We start from the raw sequence: 25350 nt of genomic DNA, 5'->3' as shown, positions 1-25350 counted from the left end.
GACATCATGAAAATAGCTGTATTGGGTGGCGGGCATGGTTGCTATGCCGCGGCGGCGGACCTGTCGGAGGCGGGCCATGATGTGCGTCTGTGGCGGCGCGACGTGCGCGCCCTGCAGCCCGTGATCGATGCCGGCGGCATCACCTTGAAGGATGCGCAGGGCTCCCGCGACGTGCCCATCGCCCTGGCGTCGGCGGACATCGGCAAGGTCCTGTCGGGCGCCGAGCTGATCGTCGTGCCCCTGCCGGCGACGGCCCAGGCGGACGTGGCGGCGGCCATGGCCCCGCACCTGGTGGACGGGCAGGTCGTCTTCCTGCCGCCCGGCACCTTCGGCAGCTACGTGATGGCGCGCATCGTGCGTGAGGCGGGCAATCGGGCCGACGTGGCCTGGGCCGAGACCGGCACGCTGCCATACCTGGCGCGCAAGCACGGGGACCGGGAGGTCAATGTGACCATCCGCGCGATCCGCCTGCCGACGGGAGTGTATCCCCTGCGTCAGGAAGCGCACGCCATCGAGGTCCTTCGCCGGGCCTATCCCGCCGTGCATCCGTGCGGCAATGCCCTGTCGGGCGCCCTCATGAACGCAGGCCCCATCATCCATCCGCCGCTGATGGTGATGAATGCGGCGCCCCTGCAGCATTTCGAGCGCTGGGACATCCACAACGAAGGGACCCAGCGCGCGGTCCGGGACGTGACCGACCGCCTGGACCAGGAACGCATGGCGGTGCGGGAAGCCCTGGGCTACGGCGCGCCGCACTATCCCCTGGCCGACCATTACAACAACGACCGCTGGATGTACGGGGATGCGCACAAGCAGCTGGTGAAATCCGGCGACTGGCGCGAGAACATCGATCTGTACAGCCATCGCTACATCGCGGAGGACACCGAGCTCGGCCTGAGCCTGCTGGCCTCCGCCGCCCGGTATGTGGGCGTCCAGGCGCCGATCGCGCACGGCCTGCTGGCGATCGTGGGCGGTTTCCTCGGGCGCGATCTGCTGCGAGGCCCGCGCAGCCTCGAGGCGCTCGGACTCGCGGAATTGCCCCCGCAGGAACTGGGCGGGAGACTGAGCAATGGCGACTGAACGGGATCGCGCCCCGGGGACCCCGCCCCGTTTCGCCGCCGTGGGGGCGGGGCGCATGGGGCGGGGCATCGCCCTGGCCTTCGCCTATGCGGGCCACCGGGTTGCGCTGCTCGATTTGCGGCGGCGCGACGAACAGGCCTGGAGCCGGCTGGCGGCCGAGGTCGCGGCGGAAATCGAGGGCGCCTTGCGCGGCCTGGTGGAACTGGGGGTGCTGGACCCCGCGCGGCTGGCGGATCTGGCGGGGCGCATCGAACTGGTGCGCGCCCCCGGCGCCGCCGATGCGTTGGCGGCGGCGGACATGGTGTTCGAGTGCGTGCCCGAGACGCTCGACGCCAAGCGCGAGGCGTTCGAGTTCATCAACCGCCACTGCGCCGGGCGCGCCATCCTGACCTCGACCACCAGCAGCTTGCCGGTGGACGAGATGGCGAAGCTGGTCGACCGCCCCGAACGGTTCATGAACATGCATTGGCTCAATCCGGCCTATGTCATTCCCGTCGTCGAACTGAGCTGCCATGCCGGCACCGATCCGCAGGTCCTGGCGCGGACGCGGGACATCCTGGAATCCATCGGCAAGCAGCCCGTCGTGTGCGGGCCGTCCGCGGGCTACATCGTCCCCAGGCTGCAGGCGCTGATCATGAACGAGGCCGCCCGCATGGTGGAAGAGGGCGCCGCCACGCCCGAGGACATCGACCGGGCCACGCGCTATGGCCTGGGCCTGCGGTTCGCCGCGCTGGGCGTGGTCGAGTTCATCGATTTCGGGGGCTGCGACATCCTGCACCACGCCAGCCGGGCCATGGCCGACAGTCTGGATCCGCAGCGCTACGCCGCGCCCGCGATCATCGGCGACATGATGGCCCAGGGCAGGCTGGGGCTGAAGACGGGCTCGGGTTTCTACGCTTACGAGGGACGGGATCTGGCGGCCTACCGCCGGGACGTGCTGGAACGCACCGTGGGCATGGTGCGCCATGCCGGGCTGTTCCGGCCGCCTTCGGACGAGACGCTTTCCTGAGACGGCGGTCGCGCCTAGTCCTCCGCCGCGACGGGTTCCGCGTCGTGGTCCCGGCGGGATTTCGCCGAGTGCAGTTCCACGATCTGCCACAGCGTCTTTTTCAGTTCCTCCGCGCGGGCCAGGCCAAAAGGTTCCAGGACCTGGCGCTCGTGCTCGCGCGCCAGGTCGATCAGCTGCTGCACGGACCGGCGGCCTTCCGGCGTGATGCGCACCAGCGTGATGCGCCTGTCCTTTTCATGCCGCAGGCGTTCGATCTGTCCGCGGGCCGCCATGCGGTCCAGCAGCCGCGTGACGGTGGGCTGCTTGGCGACCGCCATGTGAGCCAGTTCGCCGATGCTGATGGGCTTGCTGTCCGCCAGCGACGCCATGATGCGCCACTCGGAGACGGAAAACCCGTGGGCGCGCACGACCTTGTGGAATTCGCCGGAAATGAGCGCGCTGGCCAGCGCCAGCAGGGCGGGCAGGTAATCGTCGGTGAAGTGCAGGGGGCGGCTTGTTTGTGCGCTTGTCATCGGATTCCGCAAAGAAGCGGTCAATAGGCGTTGCCCCGTATTCTATGTCCGCTTCCGCTCCTGCCGCCCTTAGGGTAATTCATGATTGTGGATATGTTTAGATATAAACATAATGGCGCCATGCAGCGTTGACCGTCCCCGCACGTCCGCGTACGTTGTGGTGGCGGCGGTACATTGGAGCACTCTCATGGCTGAGCGATCGTTCGTCGAGGAAGTCAAAAAACTGCGCCTGTCCGAAGGCGAGGTGTTTCGCGGCGAAGGCATTCTGGCTGTCACCAAGGCTTTGCTGGAATCGGGCGTGGCCTATGTGGGCGGCTACCAGGGCGCGCCCATTTCCCATCTCATGGACGTGCTGGCCGATGCCCAGGACATCCTGGCGGAATACGGCATCCGGTTCGAGAACAGCGCCTCCGAGGCGACCGCGGCGGCCACGCTGGCGGCGTCCGTGAATTACCCCCTGCGCGGCGCCGTGACGTTCAAGGCCACGGTGGGCACCAACGTGGCGTCCGATGCGCTGGCCAATCTGGCTTCCGGCGGGGTGACCGGCGGGGCGCTGGTCATCGTCGGCGAAGACTACGGCGAGGGATCCTCCATCATGCAGGAGCGCAGCCACGCCTTCGCGATGAAATCCCAGATGTGGCTGCTCGATCCGCGCCCCAATCTGCCCTGTATCGTGCAGGCCGTCAAGGACGGGTTCGATCTGTCCGAGGCGAGCCACACGCCGGTCATGCTGCAGATGCGCATCCGCTCCTGTCACCTGCATGGGCAGTTTCTGGCGTCCGACAACCGGCCGCCCGCATTCACGGTCAGGGATGCGCTGGAAAATCCCGTGCGCGACGTGGATCGCATCGTGTTGCCGCCCGCCAGCTTCCTGCACGAGCGCGAGAAAGTCGAACAGCGCTGGCCGGCCGCCGTGCGTTTCATCCAGGAACGCGCGCTCAATGAATTCTTCGCGGAAGACGCCGCCGACGTGGGCATCGCGCTGCAGGGCGGCGTCTACAACTCCGTCATCCGCGCCCTGCAGCGGCTGGGCCTGGCCGACGTCTACGGCGATACGAAGATCCCGCTCTACGTCATGAATGTGACCTACCCGCTGGTGGATGCGGAATTCGACCGCTTCTGCGAAGGCAAGCGCGCGATCCTGATCGTCGAGGAAGGCCAGCCCAACTTCATGGAACAGAACGTGGCCGACATCCTGCGCAGGCTGGGACGCGACACGGCCCTGCACGGCAAGGACGTTCTGCCCATGGCGGGGGACTACAACACCGCCACGGTGCTGGCCGGCGTCCGGGCATTCCTGTCGCAGTATGGTTTCGCCGAACCGGCGGCGCCGGCGGTGCCGGCCGTGGCCGCCCCGAACGCGGACGACGCGCTGCCTCCCCTGGATTCCGCGGTGGCTCCGCGCCCGCCCGGGCTGTGCACCGGCTGTCCCGAACGCCCCATTTTCACGGCCATCAAGCTGGTCGAACGCGAACTGGGCGTCCACCACATCAGCGCCGACATCGGCTGCCAGCTCTTTTCCATCCTGCCGCCGTTCAATATCGGCAGCACGACCATGGGCTACGGCCTGGGCGCCGCCAGCGCGGCGGCCTTCAATGTCGCTCCGGGCAGCGAGCCGACCACGAAGCGGGCCATCTCCATCATGGGAGACGGCGGCTTCTGGCACAACGGCCTGACCAGCGGCGTGGCCAATGCCGTGTTCAACCGCAGCGACAACCTGACGGTCATCGTCGACAACAACTACAGCGCGGCCACGGGCGGCCAGGACATCCCCTCGTCCCGCGCGCACAACCCCACCCGCAGCACCGGCCATGAAATCGAGGCGGCGGTGAAGGGCGTCGGGGTGGAGTGGGTGCGCACCGTCAAGCGCACCTACGACCTGCAGGCCATGACCTCCGCCCTGCGCGAAGCGCTGACGACCCCGCGCAAGGGTCCCAAGGTGCTGATCGCCCAGAGCGAATGCATGCTCAACCGCCAGCGCCGGGAAAAACCCCAGCGGCGCAAGGCCATCGCCGAGGGCAAGCGCGTGGTGCGCGAACGTTTCGGCGTCGATCCGGATACCTGTACGGGCGACCACTCCTGCATCCGCCTGTCGGGCTGCCCCTCGCTGACGATCAAGGAGAACCCCGATCCCTTGCGCCGCGACCCAGTGGCGTCCGTGCTGGACAGCTGCGTGGGGTGCGGCCATTGCGGCGAGGTTGCTCATGCCGCCGTGCTGTGCCCCTCGTTCTACCGGGCGCAGATCATCAGCAACCCCAGCGCCTGGGACACCTTCCGCCTGCGCGTCCGGTCGTGGGTCATTGATCGCCTGCAGCGGGCCGAGGCCCGGCGCCGGGCGCGTTTCGCCTGCTGATCCCATTGATATTGCCGGAGCCTTGTCATGCTTGCTGAGCCCATCAAGATTGCCATTCTCGCCATGGGCGGCGAAGGCGGCGGGGTGCTTGCCGACTGGATCGTCGATCTCGGCGAAGAAAACGGCTGGTTCGCCCAGACCACCTCGGTGCCCGGCGTGGCTCAGCGGACCGGCGCCACCATCTACTACATCGAACTCTTCCCCGGCGCCGACGAGCCGGGCGCCCGCGCGCCCGTGCTGGCGCAGGCGCCCATGCCCGGGGACGTCGACATCGTCCTGGCGTCCGAACTCATGGAAGCCGGCCGCGCGGTCCAGCGCGGCCTGGTGACGCCGGACCGCACGACCCTGGTGGCTTCCACGCATCGCGTGTATTCCATCACCGAAAAATCGGCCATGGGCGACGGCCGCGCGGACAGCGAAGTCCTGTTGCGCCAGGCGCAGCGGGCCGCGGGCAGATTCGTGCGCTTCGACATGGCGCAGGCGGCGGAACAGTCCGGCAGCGTCATCAGCGCCGTTCTCTTCGGCGCTCTGAGCGGGGTGGGCGTGCTGCCCTTCAACCGCCAGCAGTTCGAGGACACCATCGAGCGCGGCGGCGTGGGCGTGAAGGCCAGCCTGAAGGCTTTCGACGCGGGTTATGCGGGGGCGCAGGACAGCCGCTCCACCGGGGCCAGGCCCACGGTGAAGGCCAGGGTCGAGACCCTGGCATCCGACCCGGCGGCCGAGGACGTGGAACCGGTCCGGTCGCCATCGGCTGGGTCGCCCCTGGACGGCGTCGCGCCCGCGCATCCCGACGTGGCCAGGCTCGTGGAACGCCTGCGGGACCGTCCGGAAGACCTGCAGGAAATTCTCCTGGCGGGGGTGCGCCGCCTGATCGATTACCAGGACGCCGCGTATGCGGGCCTGTACCTGGATCGTCTCGATGCGCTGGCGTCGGCGCCGGGCGGGAACGGCCCGGAACTGCTGCGCGAGACCGGCCGCCACCTGGCCCTGTGGATGTCTTACGAGGACACGATCCGCGTGGCGGACCTGAAGACGCGGGCCAGCCGTTTCAGCCGGGTCCGCGACGAGGTCAAGGTCGGCGGCGATCAGGTGCTCGACATCGCCGAGTTCATGCACCCCAGGATCGAGGAAATCTGCGAAACCCTGCCGGCCGGCCTGGGCCGCTGGCTGGCCAAACCCCATGCCCTGCATCGCCTGATCGTGCATTTCACGCGCAAGGGCAAGGTCGTCAAGACCAGTTCCCTAGGGGGATTCCTGCTGCTGTACGTCCTGGCGCGCATCACGCCGTGGCGCCGCCGCACTTTGCGCTACCAGCTCGAGAATGCGCGGATCGAGGCCTGGCTGGACCGCGTGCGCGCCCTGGCCGCCGTCGATCCTGTCCTGGCGCTGGAAACGGCCAGGTGCCAGCGCCTGGTCAAGGGCTATGGCGACACGCATGCCCGCGGGCTGCGGAACTACGAAAGACTGATGACGGTCGTCGACCAGCACACCCATGCCCTGGCGCCGGCCACGCTGAAGGAATTGCGCGACGCGGCGCTTGCCGACGAGCATGGCAACCGGCTGCGCGAATGCCTCCAGCGCCACTCGTTTCCCATTGAAGGTCTGTTCCCATGAACTCCGTCACGGTTCCTCCTGAATTCACCTTGAAGGTCGCGGAGGCGCGGGTCCTGAATCCCCTGGTGCGCCTGATCCGTCTGGAGGCCCCGGACGGCGCGGCCTTGCCGCCCTGGACCGCGGGGGCCCACATCCAGGTGCAGGTGCGCCTGGCCGACGGCGCGTCGGACTGGCGCCATTATTCGCTGATCGACCTGGAACACGGCGGCGGGGCCGACGCGTCCCCCCATGCATACACCATCGCGGTGCGCCGCGAGGCGCAGGGCAGGGGCGGGTCCCGGTTCATGCACGAAGACCTGCAGCCGGGGGACCTGCTGCGGGTGCGCGCGCCGGTCAACAATTTCGCCTTGCGCCAGTGCGGCGGCGCCACGGTGCTGCTGGCGGGCGGCATCGGGATCACGCCGCTGTCCAGCATGGCCGCCTGCTGCCGCGCGCAGGGCCGCTCCGTGCGCCTGCACTACGCGGGCCGCAGCCGCGGCCTGATGGCCTTCATGGAGCCGCTCCAGTCCCTGCTGGGCGACGATCTGCGCGTGCATGCCGACGACGAGTGCGCCGGCGTGGTCTTCGACATCGACGCCCTGCTGAAGGACTGCGGGCCGGACGACATGCTGTATGTGTGCGGGCCCCGCCCCATGCTGGATGCCGTGCTCGCCGCCGCGGACGCCCAGGGGTGGGCGCCGGGCCGCGTGCATTTCGAGCTGTTCACCCCGGCGGTGGCCGAAGAGGGCGACCATGCCTTCGAAGTCGAACTGGCGCAGTCGGGGCTGACATTCACGGTGCCGGCCGACCAGACCGTGCTGGACTGCCTGATCGAACACGGCTGCGATCCCCTGTACGACTGCAAGCGCGGCGAGTGCGGGGTCTGCACCGTCACCGTCCTGGAAGGCGAGGTGGATCATCGCGACTACGTCCTGACCCAGTCGGAAAAGGACAGCGGCGCCGTCATGCAGATCTGCGTGTCCCGGGCGAAGGGCGCCAGGCTGGTGCTGGATCTGTAGTCCCCCATTCCAATCGTGATCGAGTCCGTCAGTGACCGTTTTGAGGAGTGAACTATGAGCTCATACCGTGGAAATCCTGATGCCGTGCGGGCCTTGGTGCGCCCCGATCAGGTGCATCGAGACCTCTACATCAGCCAGGAGCTGTTCGAACTCGAACAGGAACATCTGTTCGCGAACACCTGGAACTACGTGGGCCACGACAGCCAGATCCCCAAGCCGGGCGATTACATCACCAACGACGTGGCGGGGCGCCCGCTGATCATCGTGCGCCAGGCCAACGGGTCGGTCCGCGTGCTGATGAACCGCTGCGCCCACAAGGGCGCGCGCGTGGTCAGCGCCCCGTGCGGCAACACCGGCAAGTTCTTTCGCTGCCCCTACCATGCCTGGACGTACAAGATGGATGGCTCGATCCTGTCCATCCCCCTGAAGAGCGGCTACGAAGGCACCCGGCTGCCCGAATGCGAGGCGTCCAAGGGCCTGGTCCCGGTGGAGAACGTCGAGGTCTATCGCGGCTTCATCTTCATCAAGCTGAACGACGCCGGCGAGGGCTTCAAGGAATACTTCGGGGACACGCTGTCTTCCCTCGACAATATGGCCGACCGTTCGCCGGAAGGCGAACTGGAAGTGGCGGGCGGCTGTCTGCGCTATACCCACGAGTGCAACTGGAAGATGTTCGTCGAGAACCTCAACGACACCATGCATCCCATGGTGACGCACGAAAGTTCGGCGGGCACGGCCAAGGCTCTGTGGGCCGACAAGCCGGCCGACGCGCCCAAGCCCATGGCGGTCCAGCAGTTCGTGCCCTTCATGTCCGATTACAAGTTCTTCGAGGATTCGGGCATCTGGGCCCATCGCAACGGCCACAGCGTCGATGGCGTGAATTTCAGCATCCACAGCGATTACTCGGATATTCCCGGATATCGGGAAGCCCTGGTCGCCGCCTACGGAGAGGAACGCACCCGGAAAATCCTCGACATGGCCCGGCACAATACCGTGTGTTTCCCGAATCTCACCACCAAATGCGCGATCCAGGCGATCCGGGTGGCCAAGCCGATTTCGGCGGACAGGACGGTGATCGAGAGCTGGACCTTCCGGCTGAAAGGCGCGCCCGACGAGCTGCTGCAGCGCACCACCATGTACACGCGGCTCATCAATTCGCCGTTCTCCGTGGTGGGCCACGACGACATCCACAATTACCGCCAGATCCAGAAGGGGCTGCGCGCCAGCGGCAACGACTGGATCAGCCTGCATCGCAATTACGTGGAAGGCGAAGAGCAGAACAAGGAAAACACCGTGATCGGCACCAGCGAATTGCCCATGCGCAACCAGTTCCGGTCCTGGGCGCACCACATGACCCTGACGATGTAAGGAGACTTCCGATGACCCCCGATACGATTCAGGCGCAGCAGTTGATCGACTTCGTCGTTCATGAGGCCAGGCTGCTGGATGAAAAGCGCTTCGAGGAATGGAATGCGCTGTTCACCGACGAGGCCTATTACTGGGTGCCCCTGACGCCGGACCAGCCCGACGGCGTCAATTACACCTCCCATCTGTATGAGGACAAGCTGTTGCGCGACTTGCGCATCGAGCGGCTGAAGAGCCCCCGCGCCTATGCTCAGCAGCCTCCCAGCCGCAGCCTGCACGTGCTCCAGCCGCCCGGCATCGAGGACATGGACGCCGCCGCCAACCGTTTCGTGCTGCGCACGCCTTTCCACTACACCGAATCGCAGGGGGACGACCTGCAGTTCCTGGTGGGAACCGCCTGGCACCACCTGACGGTGCAAGACGGCGCGCTCAGGATGACGCTCAAGCGGGTGAACCTGATCAACAGCGACGCTGCTCTGCCCGCCATCCAGCTGTTCCTTTGACGCGCGGACGGGTATGGATCATTCAAGCATTCATGATGCGTTCGCGGCGACGGCGGACCGCACGCCAGGCCGGGATTTCCTGGTCACGGAAGCGGTGACCGCGCAGGCCTACGGCATCCCCGAAGGGACCGCGACCTGGCGCCAGGCGCGGGAACAGGTCGAGCGCCTGCGCCGGGCGTACGCCGAGGCCGGTTGGGGCCATGGCCACCGGGTCGGCCTGCTGCTCGAGAACCGGCCGGCCTTTCTGTACCATTGGCTGGCGCTCAATGCCCTGGGCGTCAGCGTGGTGCCGGTCAATGCCGAGATGCGGCTGGCCGAGCTCAGCTACCTGATCGGGCACAGCGAGGTCGGGCTGATCGTCAGCCTGCCCCAGCGCCTGGACGATCTGCGGGAAGCCGCCCGCGAGGCGGGCCGTTCCGTGCGCACGATGACGGCGGACGACCTGCCCGTCCCGCCTCCCGCGTCGCCGGCGCCGCTGGCCGGCATGCCGGTGGGCTCGGGGACGGAATGCGCCTTGCTGTATACGTCGGGCACGACGGGGCGCCCCAAGGGCTGCATGCTGGACAACGCCTACTTCCTGCGGGCGGGGCAGTGGTATTCGGAGCTGGGCGGGGTCTGCGCCTATCGGCGCGACCAGGAACGCGTGATGACGCCGCTGCCGCTCAATCACGTCAATGCCATGGCGTTTTCCACCATGGTGGTGCTGGTGGCGGGCGGCTGCCTGATCCAGCTCGACCGCTTCCACCCGAAATCCTGGCTGGAAAGCGCGCGCGTCTGCGGGGCGACCATCGTCCATTACCTGGGCGTGATGCCGGCGATGCTGCTGTCGGCGCCGCCGGCGGCCGACCGGGATCACCGGATCCGCTGGGGCTTCGGGGCCGGCGTGGACAAGAAGAACCACGCTCCTTTCGAAGAGCGCTTCGGCTTCCCGCTGGTGGAAGCCTGGGCCATGACGGAAACCGGCGCGGCGGCCTGCATCATGGCCGACAAGGAGCCCCGCCACGTCGGCACCAGCTGCTTCGGGCGCTGCGAGGATTTCGTGCAGATCCGCCTGGTCGATGACGCCGGCAGCGACGTGCCGGACGGGACGCCGGGCGAATTGCTGGTGCGTTCCAGCGGCGGGGACCCCCGGCGCTATTTCTTTCGCGGCTACCTGAAGGACGAGGCGGCGACCGACGCGGCCTGGGCGGATGGCTGGTTTCACACCGGCGACGTCGTCTGCCGGGATGGCGAAGGCAGCCTCTATTTCGTGGATCGCAAGAAAAACGTGATCCGCCGCAGCGGCGAGAACATCGCCGCCGTGGAAGTGGAAAGCGTTCTGAACCGTCACCCGGCGGTGCGCCTGTCCGCCGTGGCGGCCGCGCCCGACGAGGTGCGCGGCGACGAGGTCATGGCCTGCATCGTGCTCAATGAAAATGCCGGCGTCGCGGCGGACGAAAGCCTGGCGCAGAGCATCGTGCGCCACGCCCTGGCGCAGCTCGCCTATTACAAGGCGCCGGGGTATGTCGCCTTCGTCGATGCCCTGCCGCTGACCACTTCCCAGAAAATTCAGCGTGGCGCGCTGAAGCAGCTGGCGCTTTCCCTGTTGTCCGAAGGCGGCTGCTTCGATACGCGTTCCATGAAAAGGAGACAGGTCTGATGGCGCGCAAAGGATATGAAGGCGTGGCGGTGGCGGTGCCGGTGACGGTGCCTTACCAGCGGTTTTCGACGCGGGGGGCGCACTGGTTCATCGGCGGCGCGCTGCGCGAGCTGGTCCGGCAAAGCGGCATTTCCAAGGACGAGATCGACGGCCTGTGCCTGTCCAGCTTCTCGCTGGCGCCGGATACGGCCGTGGGCGTCACCCAGCATCTGGGGCTGTCGCCCCGCTGGCTGGATCACGTGCCGACGGGCGGCGCTTCCGGGGTGATGTGCCTGCGGCGGGCGGCCCGCGCGGTGCAGGCCGGGGATGCGGACGTGGTGGCCTGCGTGGCGGCCGATACCAATCATGTGGATTCGTTCAGGCAGACCCTGGGCTCGTTCAGCAATTTCGCCCGGGACGCCACTTATCCCTATGGATCGGGCGGCCCGAACTCCGTGTTCGCCATGATCACGGCGCACTACATGCGCCAGTTCGGCGCCCGGCGCGAAGACTTCGGGCGGCTGGCCGTGGCGCAGCGCCACAACGCGCTGTCCAACCCCCATGCCGTCTTCAAGAAGCCGCTCACCCTGGACGAATACATGAACGCGCGGCCGATCGCCGAGCCCCTGCACTTGTTCGATTGCGTGATGCCGTGCGCGGGGGCGGAGGCCTTCCTGGTCATGAGCGACGAGCGCGCCCGGGACCTCGGCCTGCCGTATGCGGTCGTGCGCGGCGCCATCGAGCGGCACAACGCCTATGCCGACGATCCGATCATGGTGCGGGGCGGCTGGCGCATGGACCGCGACGATCTGTACGCCCAGGCCGGCGTTTCGCCGGGCGATCTGGATTTCCTGCAGGCCTACGACGATTATCCCGTGATCGTCATGATGCACATGGAAGACCTCGGATTCTGCGAGAAGGGCGAGGGGCCCGAGTTCGTGCGCGCCCACACGCTGACGTACGACGGCAGCTTCCCGTGCAACACCAGCGGGGGCCAGCTCTCCGCGGGGCAGGCGGGCGCGGCCGGGGGCTTCCTGGGCATGACCGAAACCATCCGCCAGCTGACCGACCAGGCCCAGGGGCGCGAGGTGCCGGATGCGAGCCTGGGCCTGGTGGCCGGCTTCGGGATGGTGACGTACGACTTCTGTCTGTGCACCGGAGCGGTGATTTTGGGGAAAAGCGAATGACGATGCCTCTCATGAAGCCCAAGCGCAAGAATCCGGTCCTGCGCACGCGGCAGATCAATCTACCGCCCGCTGCGCGGGGGCGCATTGCGCTGGGGATCACGGCGGCGGCGGCCGAAGGCCGCTTCGAGCTGCAGGTCTGCCAGGATTGCGGCGCGGTCCAGTATCCGCCCCGCGCCGCCTGCCACAAATGCCTCTCGGCGAACATGCGCTGGCGCGAACAGAGCGGCGAGGGCGAACTGATCAGCGCCACGACCCTGCATCACAGCAATGATCTGTTTTTTCGTGAAAGGCTCCCTTGGCGCCTGGGCTTCGTGCATCTGGATGCCGGCCCGACGCTGATGGTGCACCTGCATGGCGAAGTGGGGGAAGCCCCGCAGCGCGTCCGGGTGGGCGCCCGTCTGGACAGGGCGGGCCAGGCGGTCCTGATCGGTTTTCCAATGGAAGGAAGTGCTCATATGGCGGACGACAAGATGCTGCGTGAAATGACAAGCGATCCCAAATTTCGCAAGGTCCTGGTGACCGACGGCAAGACGGAGCTCGGGCAGGCCATCGTCAGGGCGGTGATCAAGGCGGGCGCCGAAACCGTGTGGGTGGGCCATGCGGAACCCTGGAAGAATCTCGGCGGCCTGGAGGACATCAGCGCCTTGCCTCAGGTCACGCTGGTGCCGCTGGACCTGACCGACGGCCGCGGCGTCAGCCGGATCGCGGGCTCCATCGGAGGCAAGGTCGACATCCTCATCAACAACGCCGAATTCCACCGCACGTACGGCATCGCCGCGCGGCGCGGGACGGACGTCGCCAAGATGGAGATGGACATCAATTATTTCGGCCTCCTGCGCCTGGCGCAGGAATTCGGGCCGGCCCTGAAAGGGCGCTCGGCCGACGGCGTCGACAGCGCCTCGGCCTGGGTCAACATCCTGTCCATCTACGCGCTGTCGAACTTCCCGTCGCACGGGACGTACAGCGCCAGCAAGGCCGCCGCCTATTCGCTGGCCCAGTGCCTGCGGGCGGAGATGCGGCAGGCGGGCATCCGCGTGGTCAACGTCTTTCCGGGCCCCATCGACGACGAATGGAACCAGCACATGCTGCCGCCCAAGCTCACGCCCCAGTCCATCGCCAATGCCATCGTCAAGGCCTTGCGCGACGGCGTCGAGGACGTCTATCCCGGCGACGTCGCCAAGGAATGGCTGGAGCGCTGGCGGGAGAACCCCAAGGTCCTGGAGCGCGAACTGGCGGTCAATGGCGGCTGAAAGACAGCATCACGAGGAACGAACATGAAAGCGACCGAAACACTGAGCAGCGCCCAGGTGCTGGCGGGACTGGCCCACGGCCTGGCCGGCGGAAGCATCCGCGTCATCGACCTGACCCAGACCCTGACCCCGGAATTCCCGCAGATCGCCTTGCCGCCCGAGATGGGCCAGTGCTGGCCTTTCCGCATCGAAGAAGTGTCCAAATACGATGAACGGGGTCCGGGCTGGTACTGGAACAATTTCTCCTGCGGCGAACATACCGGCACCCACTTCGACGCGCCGATCCACTGGATTTCGGGCAGGGACCTGCCCCATAACTCCGTGGATACGATTCCCCCCCAGCATTTCGTGGGCGCCGCCTGCGTCATCGATTGCTCGCCCGAGGTCAAGGACGATCCGGACTACCTGCTCACCGTCCAGGACATCCAGGACTGGGAAGCCGAGCACGGCCGCATTCCGCCCGGCGCCTGGGTGCTGATGCGGACCGACTGGTCCAAGCGGCAGGATCCCGAGGCCTATCAGAATTTCGACGAGACCGGCCAGCACACCCCCGGCCCCAGCACGGAGGCCGTGCGTTTCCTGATCGAAGAGCGCGACGTCCGGGGATTCGGTTCCGAGGCCATCGGCACGGACGCGGGCCAGGGCTATCACCTGCTGCCCCCGTACCCCTGCCATTACTTCATGCACGGGGCGGGGCGGTATGGCCTGCAGTGCCTGTGCAACCTGGATCTGCTGCCGGCCGCGGGGGCCGTGCTGTTCTGCGCGCCCCTGAAGATCGAGAAAGGCAGCGGCAGTCCGCTGCGCGTGCTGGCCTTGGTGGGAGACGGACAATGACGGCGGATCGGCAACGCGGCGTGGCGGTCGTGACCGGCGGCAGCGCCGGCATCGGCAAGGCGATCTGCGAAGATCTGCTCGAAGGCGGATGGGAAGTGGTGTCCCTGGCCCGGAGGCCCTGCGACATCCGGCATGAGCGCCTCCACAGCCTGGAGGTCGATCTCATCGACCGCAAGGCCACGGAACAGGCGGCGGCCGAACTGGCGCGCCGCTTCGAAATCACCACCATCGTGCACAACGCGGGCGTCATCCGCGCGGCGCTGCTGCCCGAGGTGCAGTTGAGCGATCTGGACGCGCTGGTGAACCTGCATCTGGGCAGCGCCATCCATCTGCTCAAGGCGGCGCTGCCCGCCATGCAGGCCGCGCACTTCGGCCGCGTCGTGCTCCTGTCCTCGCGGGCCGCGCTGGGGCTGCCGACCCGCACCAGCTACTCGGCGACGAAGGCGGGCATGATGGGCATGGCGCGGACCTGGGCGCTGGAACTCGCCGCCAGCGGCATCACGGTCAACGTAGTCGCCCCCGGCCCCGTCCGCACCGACATGTTCTACGACGTGGTGGACGCGGGCAGCGAGCGCGAAAAGGCGCTGGCCGCCGGCATCCCGGTCAAGCGTCTCGGCGAACCCGCCGACGTCGCGCGGGCCGTGCGATTCTTCGCCGAACCGGCCAACAGTTTCATCACCGGGCAGGTGTTGTACGTGTGCGGCGGTTCCAGTGTGGGAACGCTCACAATTTGAATTGGAGATCGTGGTTTACCCTCGCTTGTCGGCGCGGAATTGACTCGCTAAACTGCTTTACGTGTGAATATTTGAAAAGTAATGCACTAAGGTGCTTCGGGTTCATGCAGAGACGGTTTCTCATGTCCGGCGCCAGCGGTGCGTATCCATGACCGGAGGAGTTCAATATGACATCGTTTCGTTCATTGCGCACCCTGACCGCGGCAGCCGCTGCGGTCGGTGCGATGGCCATGGCGCCCGGCGCCCACGCAGCCGACTACAAGGTCGGATTCATCACGTCCCTGTCGGGGCCCGTGTCCTCGCTCGGGATTCCCTACGACAAAGGCATCAAGGCCGCGTATGAGTTTCAGTCCAAGGTCGATGGCCGCAAGGTCGAGCTGATCAAGCTGGACGACGGCTCCAATCCCAGCACGGCCGCGCGCAATGCGCGCAAGCTCATCAACGAAGACAAGGTCGACGCCATCATCGGCACGGCCGGCTCGCCCGGGGCGCTCGCCATCGCCGCCGTGGCCCGGGAAAACAAGGTTCCCCTGATTTCCATCGCCAATGCCAATCTTCCGGGCGAAGAGGGCGCGTGGATGGTCACGGTGCCGCAGCCGGCGCCCCTGATGGTCGGCGCGGTGGTCGACCGCATGAAGGCTTCGGGCGTCAAGACCGTCGGCTACATCGGCTTCTCCGATGCCTGGGGCGACCTGGTCTACGACGCACTGACCAAGCGCGCCAAGGAAGACGGCATCGAAGTCGTCACCAACGAACGGTACGCGCGGGCGGACTCGTCCGTGGCGGGCCAGGTGCTGAAGATCGTGGCCAAGCGTCCGGATGCCGTGATCACGGGTACGTCCGGGACGCCCGGGGCGCTGCCTTACCTGGAACTGGCGCAGCGGGGCTACAAGGGCCAGATCTATGGCACCCACGCCCTCATCAACCCGGATTTCGTGCGGGTGGGCGGCAGTGCCGTGAACGGCCTGCTCGCGCCGACCGGCCCCGTCATCGTGGCCGATCAACTGCCTGAAAATAATCCGATCCGCAAGGTGGCCCTGGAATTCCACAAGGCCTATCAGCAGGCCAACGGGGAACCGGCCGTGGATGCCTTTTCCGCCTATTCCTTCGATGCCTGGCTGATTTTCCTGGATGCGGCCAAGCGCGCAACCGCCAAAGCCCAGCCGGGGACTCCCGAGTTCCGCGTGGCCCTGCGCGACGCCATCACCAGCACCAAGGAACTGGTGGGCACCCATGGCGTGTACAACTTCAAGCCGGACAGCCGCTATGGTTCCGACGAGCGCTCGCGGGTCATCGTGAAGCTCGAAAACGGCAAGTGGGTCCTGCAACCCTGATCGGAGACTCCTATGCTTGCGCGCATCCTTCCCACGGCAGTCCTGGCGGCTGCAACCGCATTGTCCTATCCGGCGATGGGGGCGAACCTCAAGGTCGGCGTCATCAGTTCGCTCTCCGGCCCCGTTTCCGCGCTGGGGGTGCCTTACGAAAAGGGCATTCGCGCGGCGCACGCCGAACATCCCGTGATTGCGGGCCATCAAGTGGATCTGATCGTGCTGGATGACGCCTCCGATCCGACGACGGCGGCGCGCAATGCGCGCAAGCTGGCGGCCGAGGACAAGGTGGACGTGCTGATCGGCACTTCCGGCGTGCCGGGCGCCATGGCGATCGCGGGCGTCGCCCGCGACCTGAAGGTGCCCCTGATCTCGCCGACCCCGCTTTCCCTGCCGGGCAAGGAAAACGACTGGACGGTGTCGGTGTCGCAGCCGTTTTGCCTGATGGTGTCGGCGGTGGTCGACCGCATGAAGGTCTCGGGCGTGAAAACCGTGGCCTTCATCGGTTTCTCGGACGCCCTGGGCGACATCGCCTACGACTGCCTGGTCCAGAGCGCCCGGGACAAGGGCATCGAGGTCGTGGCCAATGAACGCTATGCGCGCGGCGACATGTCCGTCGCCGGCCAGATCCTCAAGATCGTCGCCAAGCGTCCCGACGCGGTGTTCGCCGGGAATTCCGGCACGCCGGGCGCCTTGCCCTACCTGGAACTGGCGAAGCGCAATTACCAGGGCCGCATTTATGGCACGCACGGCCTGATCAACGCCGATTTCGTGCGCGTGGCCGGCAGCGCCATCGAAGGCCTGGAGGTCCCCAGCGGCCCGGTGCTGGTTGCCGAACAGCTGCCCAAGGACAATCCCATCCGCGCCGTTTCCATGGATTTTCGCGCAGCCTATGAAAAGACCAATGGCTCGGCGCCCGTGGATGCGTTCTCCGCCTACACCTACGACGCCTACCTGGTCCTGGCCGACGCCGCCAAGCGGGCGACCGGCGAGCCCGGGACCGAAGCCTACCGGCAGTCCCTGAAAGAAGCCATCCTGTCCACGCACGACGTGGTCGGCACGCATGGCATCTACAACTTCTCGTCCAACAGCCGCTATGGGTCGGACCAGCGCGCCGTGGTGGTGGTGCGCATGGAAAAAGGCCACTGGAAGCTGGCTCAGTGACGCCACGGGATTGACCCGGAGAAGGAGAACCCATGTCCAGATACCGCGAAGATCCCGATGCCGTGCGCGCCCTGGTGCAGGACCGGCGCGTGCACCGCGACCTCTACGTCGATCCCGAACTGTTCGAACTGGAACGGGAGCGCTTTTTCGCCCGCACCTGGCAATACGCCGGCCATGCCAGCGAAATTCCCGATGCCGGCGACTATCGCACGCTGGACATCGCGGGCCGACCCCTGTTGATGGTGCGCCAGCCCGACGGCGGCGTGGCGGTGCTGTACAACCGCTGCGCGCACAAGGGCGCCCAGCTGTGTTCGGATCCGTGCGGCAATGCGGGCCGCTTCCTGCGCTGTCCGTATCACGCCTGGACGTACCGGCTGGACGGTTCGCCGCTGGCCGTGCCGCTGAAGCCGGGCTATGAAGGCACAGGCCTGGCGGATTGCGAATCCGGCCATGGCCTGAGCCGGGTCGCCGCGTCCCGGGTCTACCGCGATTTCGTCTTCGTGCGCCTGGCGCCCGAAGGCCCCGATTTCGAAACGTACTTCGGCCCCAGCCTGCAGTCCCTGGACGACATGGTGGATCGCTCTCCCGAACGGCGCCTGACGGTGGCGGGCGGCGTCCTGCGCAACGTCATCCGCTGCAACTGGAAGATGTACCTGGAGAACATCAACGATACGGTCCACCCCATGTCGACTCACGAGTCGGCGACGGCGGCGGCCGAGGCGGTCTGGCAGGGACAGCCCGCCGATGCGCCCAAGCCGATGGCCATGGAGCAGATCCTGCCGTTCGGCGCCGGCTACGATTTTTTCGACCGCATGGGCGGCCGCGTGTTTCCCAACGGCCATAGCGTGCTCGGGACGGCCTTCAGCATCCATTCGAACTATGCCCAGCTGGCCGATTACGAAGCCGCCCTGAACCAGGCCCTAGGCGCCGAGCGCGCCGATCAGGTCCTGCGGTTCTCGCCCCAGAACGCGGTCCTGTTCCCGAGCCTGTCCGTCAAAGGATCGCCCCAGGTGATGCGGGTCATCCGGCCGCTGGCCGTGGACCGCACCCTGGTGGAGGCCTGGAGCTTTCGCGCGGAAGGCGCGCCCGACGTGCTGCTGCAGCGTTCCGTCAATTACAACCGCCTGGTTTTTTCGCCCATGTCCGTGGTGGCGCACGACGACGTCCATCTGTTCGAACGCATGCAGCGCGGCCTGCACGCCGAGGGCAACGAGTGGGTCAGCCTGCATCGCGGATGGGCGGCCGGCGAGCCGCGGGAACAGACGGCGGATACCAATGGCACCAACGAATTGCTGATGCGCAACCAGTTCCGCGCCTGGGCCAGATGGATGGAAACGAGCGTATAGCGATCGCGCTTGCCGGGAACGGCCCGCGTGTCGAGAGACAAAATTACCGGAGACGGATCATGAAGAACATAAAGCATCTGATTGGCTGCGGGCTGGCCGTCGCTTCCCTGGTGTCTGTTCCGTGCCTGACGGCGCAGGCCCGGGACCTGAAAGTCGGGTTGAGCGTTTCCCTGTCGGGGCCGAATTCGTCCATCGGCGTGCCTTATTCCAAGGGGCTGAAGGCCGGGCTGGCCTACCAGGACCAGGTGGAGGGCCGCAAGATACAGCTCATCGTGCTCGACGACGGCTCGGATCCCTCCACGGCGGGGCGCAATGCCCGCAAGCTGGTGAACGAGGACAAGGTGGACGTGCTGATCGGCACGTCGGGCGTGCCTTCGGCCATCGCCATGGCGCAGGTGGGCCGTGACGCCGGAGTGCCCATGATCGGGGTGACGCCCATCTCGGTGGATCCGGCCAAGAATCCCTGGGTGATGACGGTTGCCCAGCCGACCCAGCTCATGGTCGATGCGGTGGTGGATCGCATGAGCAAGGACGGCGTCAAGACGGTGGGCTATATCGGCTTCTCCGATGCCTGGGGCGATCTGGTCCACGACGCCCTGGCGAAGGCCAGCGGCAAGGCCGGCATCCAGGTGGTGGATGACGAGCGCTACGCGCGTTCGGATGCCTCCGTGATGGGGCAGGTCCTGCGCCTGCTGTCCAAGCGTCCGGATGCCGTGATGACCGGCGGCGCGGGCACGCCCGGCGCCCTGCCGTTCCTGGCGCTGGCCGAACGAGGCTATCGGGGCAAGGTCTATGGCCAGCACGGCCTGATCAACGCCGACTTCGTCCGGGTCGTGGGGGCCGCCGGCAATGGCGCCATCATGCCGACGGGACCGGTGATCGTCGCCGAACAATTGCCCGACGACTATCCGACCAAGAAGATCGCTCTCGAATTCCGCGACATCTACCAGAAGGTCAATCACGAGCCCACCACCGACGCCTTCTCAGCGTATGCCTTCGATGGCTGGCTCGTGTTTCTCGACGCGGCGCGCCGGGCCATGGACAAGACGGGGGCCGAACCCGGCACGCCGGCTTTCCGCACCGCCTTGCGCGACGCCATTTTCTCAACCAAAGAGCTGGTCGGCACCCACGGCGTCTACAACCTGAAGCCCGGGGAACTGACCGGCGTGGACGCGCGGGCCCGTGTGATCGTCGAATTGCAGGACGGCCGCTGGAAGCTGGCCCCCTGATGGCCGGCCGCCATGGAGTGAACGCCATGATGTTGAAGACTAACCGAAGGATTGCTCAATCATGACATGGGACATTGCCCTGATCCTGGGGGTGGACGGACTGGCCAACGGAGCCATTTATCTGTTGGCCGGCCTGGGTTTGGTACTGATTTTCTCCGTGACCCGGGTGGTGTTCGTGCCCTTCGGCGACATTGCCGTCTTCGCGGCCCTGAGCCTGGCGGCTTTCGAAACCGGCCGCGTGCCGCCGACGATAGGATTGGTGGCCTTCCTGGCGCTGATCGCCTTGCTGACCGAATTGGGCAGCCTGGCGCGCCGGCGGGAATTCCGGCACGCCCCCAAGGCGGTGCTGGTCTGGGGCATTCTGCCGCTGGTGCCGTGCGCGATGGCCTGGATGGTGGCCCACCAGGGGGCGCCCGCGGCCATTCAGGTCGCCGTCTCGATCCTGCTGGTCGTGCCGATCGGACCGCTGCTGGCGCGCGTGGTTTTCCAGCCCATCGCGGACGCATCGGTCCTGGTCCTGCTGATCGTGGCCCTGGCGCTGGAATTCCTCCTGTCCGGCCTAGGCCTGCTGTTCTTCGGTCCCGAAGGCTCGCGCACCAGCCCCCTGGCAAGCGGATCCCTGACGCTGGCCGACGGGTTCACGGTCAGCGGCCAGGTGGTGCTGATGGTGGGCGTGGCCATCATCGTCAGCGGCCTGTTTTTCCTGGTGTTCGAACGAACGTCGATGGGCAAGGCCCTGCGCGCCACGGCCATCAACCGGGTGGGCGCGCGGCTGGTGGGCATCCGCCCGGCCCGCACCGCCATGCTGGCCTATGGATGCGCATCCCTGCTGGGCGGCTTCATCGGCGTGCTGATCGCGCCGGTGACGACCATGTACTACGACTCGGGCTTCATCATCGGCCTCAAGGCTTTCGTGGCGGCCATCATCGGCGGCCTGGTGAGCTACCCGGCCACCGCCCTGGGGGCGCTGGCGGTCGGCATCTTCGAGAGCTTCGCCTCCTTCTGGAGCGGCGCGCTCAAGGACGCCATCGTCTTCAGCCTCTTGATCCCGGTCCTGATGATGCGATCGTACATGGCCAAGAACCAGGAAGAAGAAATCGAGGAGATCGACCAATGAGCCGCATCAGCACATCGACGCGCTGGGTCGCCGCCCTGGTCGTCATCATCGCGCTGGCCCCTGTGCCCGCCGGGAACTTCACCGTCTCCCTGCTCAATGAAATCGGCATCAGCGCCCTGGTGGCCCTGGGCCTGATCCTGCTGACCGGCGTGGGAGGCGCGATCTCCTTCGGGCAGGCGGCGTTCGTGGGCATCGCCGCCTACGCCAGCGCCTGGTTGACCACGGCCCAGGGCATGTCGCCTTGGGCGGGGCTGGTGTTCGCCTTGCTGCTGACCGGCCTGTCGGCCCTGGTGATCGGCATGCTCACGCTGCGGCTGGGCGGGCATTTCCTGGCCCTGTCCACGATCGCGTGGGGCTTGTCCATCGCCATGCTGTTCGGGAACATCGAGGGCCTGGGCCGGCATACAGGCTTGTCCAACATTCCGGCCATCTCCATCGGCTCCTGGTCGCTGATCGATCCCCACCACATGTATTACCTGGTCTGGGTGATCGTGGGGCTGGCATTCCTGTTCAGCCGCAACCTGCTCAATTCCCGCCCGGGCCGGGCCATCCGCGGCCTGCGGGGAGGCTCCACCCTGCTGGCCAGCGTGGGCGCCGACGCCTATAGGATCCGGCTGTCGCTGTTCGTGATCGCGGCCCTGCTGGCGGGCATCGCGGGCTGGCTGTACGCGCACATGAACCGTTTCGTCAGCCCGTCCCCGTTCGACGTGCATGCCAGCATCGAATATCTGTTGATGGCGGTGGCCGGCGGCCTGGGCAGCCTGCTGGGCGCGCTGGTGGGTTCGGGCGTGGTCCTGGTGCTGAAGAACGCCTTGCAGGACGTGCTGCCGCTGCTGACGGACCAGGCCGGGCAGCTCGATGCGATCGCCTTCGCCCTGCTGTTCATCCTGCTGCTGCACTTCGCGCGCAGCGGCCTGATGGGATTCGTCCTGCGCTGGTGGCGCCGCCGCGCGCATGCCCGGCCGCAGTCCTCGCAGCCGCTGGACGTTGGCCCGGGCGTCACGCCGCTGCCCGAGCGCCCCAAACCTGAAAAAGGCTCGCGGATCCTGTCGGTCCAGAGCGCCGTCAAGCGCTTCGGCGGGCTGGTGGCGGTCAACGACGTCAGCTTCGACGTCCAGGCCGGGGAGATCCTGGGCCTGATCGGGCCCAACGGGGCGGGCAAGTCCACCATGTTCAATCTGCTGACCCGCACCCTGCCCATGAGCAGCGGCAAGGTGGATTTCCTGGGCCGCGACATTTCGTCCATGCGTCAGCTGGACGTGGCGCGCCTGGGGCTGGCGCGGACGTTCCAGCACGTGAAGCTGCGCCCGCACATGAACCTGCTCGACAACGTCGCCCTGGGCGCCCATGCCCGGGTGCGGGCCGGGATGCTGCAGGCCGGCCTGCGCCTGAACCGGCAGGAGGAACAGCAGATCCGGCTGGAGGCCATGCGCCAGCTGGAGCGCATCGGCTTGGCCGACCGGGCGCATGAGATGGCGGGCAGCCTGCCCCTGGGAACGCAGCGCATCCTGGAGATCGCGCGGGCCCTGGCGGCCGATCCGGTGCTGCTGGTGCTGGACGAGCCGGCGGCCGGCCTGCGGCGCAAGGAAAAAGTGGATCTGGGCGACCTGCTGCGCAAATTGCGCGCCGACGGCGTGACGATCCTGATCGTGGAGCATGACATGGATTTTGTGATGAAGCTGGTCGACCGGCTGGTGGTGATGAACTTCGGCTCCAAGCTGATCGAGGGCGTGCCCGCCGTGGTCCGGGCCGACGAACGGGTCCAGGCGGCGTACCTGGGGGGCGCGGCATGAGCGGCCCCATGCTGGAAATCGGCGGCCTGCACGTGGCGTACGGGCAGGTGGAGGCCGTGCGCGGAGTATCCCTGACCCTGGAGCCGGGGCAGATCGTTTCGGTCATCGGCCCCAATGGCGCGGGCAAGACGACCTTGCTGGCGGCGGCCATGGGACTGCTGCCGTCCAAGGGCGCGTTGCGCTTCGAGGGGCAGGACCTGCACCTCCTGGACGTGGAGGCCCGGGTGGAGCGCGGCCTGTGCCTGGTGCCGGAAAGGCGTGAATTGTTCGGCGAATTGTCGGTGCTCGACAATCTGCGCCTCGGAGCGTATTCCAAGCGCCTGCGTTCAGAGGAAATGCGCCGGCGGCTGGACTCCATCTACGATCGCTTCCCCAGGCTGGCCGAACGCCGCGCGCAGCATGCGGGCACGCTGTCGGGAGGCGAGCGCCAGATGCTGGCCGTGGGGCGCGCCCTGATGTCGCAGCCGCGCCTGTTGATGCTGGACGAGCCCAGCCTGGGCCTGGCGCCCCTGATCGTGCAGGAGATCCTGGCCATCGTGCGCAGCCTGCGCGACGATGGGGTGTCGATCCTGCTGGTGGAACAGAACGCCCGGGCCGCGCTGGAAAGCTCGGACCACGGGTATGTGCTGGAAACGGGGGAGATCGCCCTGGAAGGCGATTCGGCCGCCCTGGCGTGCGACGAGCGCGTGCAGGCGACCTACCTGGGCGGGGGCAGCGATGACGACTGAGGCCCGCCTGCCGCCGGCCCGGCGGACGCTGCCTCACATGCTGCGTCTGCAGGCGGAACGCTTCGGCGGCCGTCCCGCCGTCAAGCTGGGCGGCCGGCGCTGGTCCCACGATGAAGTCGCCGGTGTCGCCGCCCGTCGGGCGGGCGCGCTGCAGGCGCTGGGGGTGGGGCGGGGCGACAGCGTGGCCGTCATGAGCGGCAATCGGCCCGAGTTCCTGGAAGTCTTCCTCGCGTGCGGCTGGATGGGGGCGGTCTCGGTGCCCATCAATACCGCGTCCCAAGGGCCGCAGATCGAGTATTTCCTGGCCAACAGCCGCGCCCGCCTGCTGGTGGTGGAAGCCCAGTACCTGCCGCGGCTGGCTCTGGTGGACTGGAGCGCGACTTCCTTGCAGGCCGTTTGCGTGCTCGAGGACGGAACGCCTGTCCATGCCGACCCGTCCTGGCCGCCCGCCGTGCTGCCGTGGCCGGACGCGGGCGACCCGGTGGAGGCGGCGCCGGTGGGGCCGGGAGACGCCCTGGCCATCCTCTACACCTCCGGAACGACGGGGCCGTCCAAGGGCGTACTGTGCTCCCACGCGCAGTACTACTGGTGGGGCGTGAATTCGTTGACGGTGCTGGGCGTGCGGGCGGAAGACGTCCTGTGCACGACGCTGCCGCTGTTTCACATCAATGCGCTGAACACCTATGCGCAGGCGGCGCTGGCAGGCTGCCAGGCCGTGTTCGAAGGACGGTTCTCCGCATCGCGCTTCTGGTCGTCCATGCGGGAGCATGGCGCCACCGTCGTGTATCTGCTGGGCGCCATGGTGCCGATCCTGCTGGCCCAGCCCGAAGGCCCGGCGGAACGGGATCACCGGGTGCGGATCGGACTGGGGCCGGGAGTGCCGGCCGGCGCCGCGGAAGAATTCCAGGCGCGCACGGGCGTGCTGCTGCTGGAAGGCTATGGTTCCACGGAGACGAATTTCGTCCTGGCCAGCACGCCGGAAAACCCCCGGCGGGGCACGATGGGCTGGTTGCTGCCCGGCTTCGAGGCGCGGGTCGCCGACGAAGACGATGTGGAAGTCCCGCCCGGCGAGGCCGGCGAACTGCTCCTGCGCGCTCAGGAACCCCATGCGTTTTCCGGCGGCTACTTCCAGATGCCCGAGAAGACGCTGGAGGCCTGGCGCAACCTGTGGTTTCATACCGGCGACCGGGTGGTGCGCGAGGCCGACGGCGCGATCCGCTTCGTGGACCGCATCAAGGACGCCATCCGCCGCCGGGGCGAGAACATTTCGTCCTACGAGGTCGAGCAAGTGCTGCTCAGCCATCCCGATGTGGCCACGGTGGCCGTCTATCCGGTGCGCTCGGAGCTGGCCGAGGACGAGGTCATGGCCGCGCTGGTGCTGCAGGCCGGCGCGCGGCTGGAGCCGGCCGCGCTCATCGAATGGTGCGAACTCCGCTTGCAGCGGTTCGCCATTCCCCGCTACATCGACATCCTGGACGAGCTTCCTCGCACGGAAAACGGCAAGATCCAGAAGTACCGGCTCCGCGAGCGCGGCGTCGGGCCGTCCACCTGGGAACGCCCCCAGGAACGCCGGCGGCCGGGGTCTTAG

The 25350-nt window shown here is 67.2% G+C and carries 21 protein-coding genes; 20 read left to right on the top strand and 1 reads right to left on the bottom strand.

Going from position 1 to position 25350, the window contains the following annotated elements; genetic code table 11:
• Positions 1–6 precede the first annotated feature (6 nt).
• Positions 7–1080 carry an NAD/NADP-dependent octopine/nopaline dehydrogenase family protein gene (locus tag Q0263_RS16680; protein ID WP_298018745.1) on the top strand — a complete coding sequence of 358 codons (1074 nt, stop codon included), beginning with the start codon at positions 7–9 and terminating at the stop codon, positions 1078–1080.
• The gene (locus Q0263_RS16675; protein WP_298018743.1) at positions 1070–2089 is read left to right on the top strand and encodes a 3-hydroxybutyryl-CoA dehydrogenase; all 1020 of its coding nucleotides are present in this window, start codon (positions 1070–1072) and stop codon (positions 2087–2089) included. The genes Q0263_RS16680 and Q0263_RS16675 overlap by 11 nt, the downstream gene beginning before the upstream one ends.
• Before the next feature lie 14 nt (positions 2090–2103).
• On the opposite strand, the gene Q0263_RS16670 is transcribed toward Q0263_RS16675, so the two are convergent.
• The gene (locus tag Q0263_RS16670) at positions 2104–2601 is read right to left on the bottom strand and encodes a MarR family transcriptional regulator (protein ID WP_298018740.1); all 498 of its coding nucleotides are present in this window, start codon (positions 2599–2601) and stop codon (positions 2104–2106) included.
• A gap of 187 nt (positions 2602–2788) precedes the next feature.
• On the opposite strand from Q0263_RS16670, the gene Q0263_RS16665 reads away from it, so the two are divergent.
• The 18 genes from Q0263_RS16665 to Q0263_RS16580 all read left to right on the top strand — a co-directional run bounded on the left by Q0263_RS16665 (position 2789) and on the right by Q0263_RS16580 (position 25350).
• Positions 2789–4954 carry an indolepyruvate ferredoxin oxidoreductase subunit alpha gene (locus Q0263_RS16665; protein ID WP_298018738.1) on the top strand — a complete coding sequence of 722 codons (2166 nt, stop codon included), beginning with the start codon at positions 2789–2791 and terminating at the stop codon, positions 4952–4954.
• A 27-nt stretch (positions 4955–4981) separates the two neighbouring features.
• Entirely contained in the window at positions 4982–6568 is a 1587-nt protein-coding gene (locus Q0263_RS16660; protein WP_298018735.1) for an indolepyruvate oxidoreductase subunit beta family protein, read from the top strand.
• Complete coding sequence (locus Q0263_RS16655; RefSeq protein WP_298018732.1) at positions 6565–7566, top strand: PDR/VanB family oxidoreductase; 1002 nt, start codon at positions 6565–6567, stop codon at positions 7564–7566. The genes Q0263_RS16660 and Q0263_RS16655 overlap by 4 nt, the downstream gene beginning before the upstream one ends.
• A gap of 54 nt (positions 7567–7620) precedes the next feature.
• A complete protein-coding gene (locus Q0263_RS16650) occupies positions 7621–8934 on the top strand; it encodes an aromatic ring-hydroxylating dioxygenase subunit alpha (RefSeq protein WP_298018729.1) in 1314 nt (437 codons plus the stop codon).
• An 11-nt stretch (positions 8935–8945) separates the two neighbouring features.
• On the top strand, positions 8946–9434 hold the full coding sequence (locus Q0263_RS16645; RefSeq protein WP_298018726.1) for an aromatic-ring-hydroxylating dioxygenase subunit beta: 489 nt from the start codon (positions 8946–8948) through the stop codon (positions 9432–9434).
• Positions 9435–9447: 13 nt separating this feature from the next.
• On the top strand, positions 9448–11073 hold the full coding sequence (locus Q0263_RS16640) for an AMP-binding protein (RefSeq protein ID WP_298018724.1): 1626 nt from the start codon (positions 9448–9450) through the stop codon (positions 11071–11073).
• Positions 11073–12239 carry a thiolase family protein gene (locus Q0263_RS16635; protein WP_298018721.1) on the top strand — a complete coding sequence of 389 codons (1167 nt, stop codon included), beginning with the start codon at positions 11073–11075 and terminating at the stop codon, positions 12237–12239. Before Q0263_RS16640 ends, Q0263_RS16635 begins: the two co-directional genes overlap by 1 nt.
• Positions 12236–13489 carry an SDR family NAD(P)-dependent oxidoreductase gene (locus tag Q0263_RS16630; protein WP_298018719.1) on the top strand — a complete coding sequence of 418 codons (1254 nt, stop codon included), beginning with the start codon at positions 12236–12238 and terminating at the stop codon, positions 13487–13489. The genes Q0263_RS16635 and Q0263_RS16630 overlap by 4 nt, the downstream gene beginning before the upstream one ends.
• A gap of 24 nt (positions 13490–13513) precedes the next feature.
• Complete coding sequence (locus Q0263_RS16625) at positions 13514–14323, top strand: cyclase family protein (protein WP_298018714.1); 810 nt, start codon at positions 13514–13516, stop codon at positions 14321–14323.
• On the top strand, positions 14320–15057 hold the full coding sequence (locus Q0263_RS16620) for an SDR family oxidoreductase (protein WP_298018710.1): 738 nt from the start codon (positions 14320–14322) through the stop codon (positions 15055–15057). Before Q0263_RS16625 ends, Q0263_RS16620 begins: the two co-directional genes overlap by 4 nt.
• 167 nt (positions 15058–15224) lie before the next feature.
• Positions 15225–16391: an ABC transporter substrate-binding protein gene (locus Q0263_RS16615; protein ID WP_298018683.1), complete on the top strand. Its 1167-nt coding sequence runs from the start codon at positions 15225–15227 to the stop codon at positions 16389–16391.
• Positions 16392–16403: 12 nt separating this feature from the next.
• Positions 16404–17549, top strand: a complete 1146-nt coding sequence (locus tag Q0263_RS16610) for an ABC transporter substrate-binding protein (RefSeq protein ID WP_298018680.1) — start codon at positions 16404–16406, stop codon at positions 17547–17549.
• 32 nt (positions 17550–17581) lie between these two features.
• Entirely contained in the window at positions 17582–18895 is a 1314-nt protein-coding gene (locus Q0263_RS16605) for an aromatic ring-hydroxylating dioxygenase subunit alpha (protein WP_298018676.1), read from the top strand.
• A gap of 59 nt (positions 18896–18954) precedes the next feature.
• Positions 18955–20124: an ABC transporter substrate-binding protein gene (locus tag Q0263_RS16600; RefSeq protein WP_298018674.1), complete on the top strand. Its 1170-nt coding sequence runs from the start codon at positions 18955–18957 to the stop codon at positions 20122–20124.
• 61 nt (positions 20125–20185) lie between these two features.
• A complete protein-coding gene (locus Q0263_RS16595) occupies positions 20186–21241 on the top strand; it encodes a branched-chain amino acid ABC transporter permease (RefSeq protein WP_298018672.1) in 1056 nt (351 codons plus the stop codon).
• Complete coding sequence (locus Q0263_RS16590; RefSeq protein WP_298018670.1) at positions 21238–23034, top strand: branched-chain amino acid ABC transporter ATP-binding protein/permease; 1797 nt, start codon at positions 21238–21240, stop codon at positions 23032–23034. The genes Q0263_RS16595 and Q0263_RS16590 overlap by 4 nt, the downstream gene beginning before the upstream one ends.
• Positions 23031–23762: an ABC transporter ATP-binding protein gene (locus tag Q0263_RS16585; protein ID WP_298018667.1), complete on the top strand. Its 732-nt coding sequence runs from the start codon at positions 23031–23033 to the stop codon at positions 23760–23762. Before Q0263_RS16590 ends, Q0263_RS16585 begins: the two co-directional genes overlap by 4 nt.
• Positions 23752–25350, top strand: a complete 1599-nt coding sequence (locus Q0263_RS16580) for an ATP-dependent acyl-CoA ligase (protein WP_298018664.1) — start codon at positions 23752–23754, stop codon at positions 25348–25350. Before Q0263_RS16585 ends, Q0263_RS16580 begins: the two co-directional genes overlap by 11 nt.

It is taken from the genome of uncultured Castellaniella sp. (assembly GCF_937988725.1).
In the GTDB taxonomy this organism is placed as follows: domain Bacteria; phylum Pseudomonadota; class Gammaproteobacteria; order Burkholderiales; family Burkholderiaceae_B; genus Castellaniella.
Note: the sequence above shows the minus strand (reverse complement) of the source record. Positions and strands in the feature narration are given on the sequence as shown.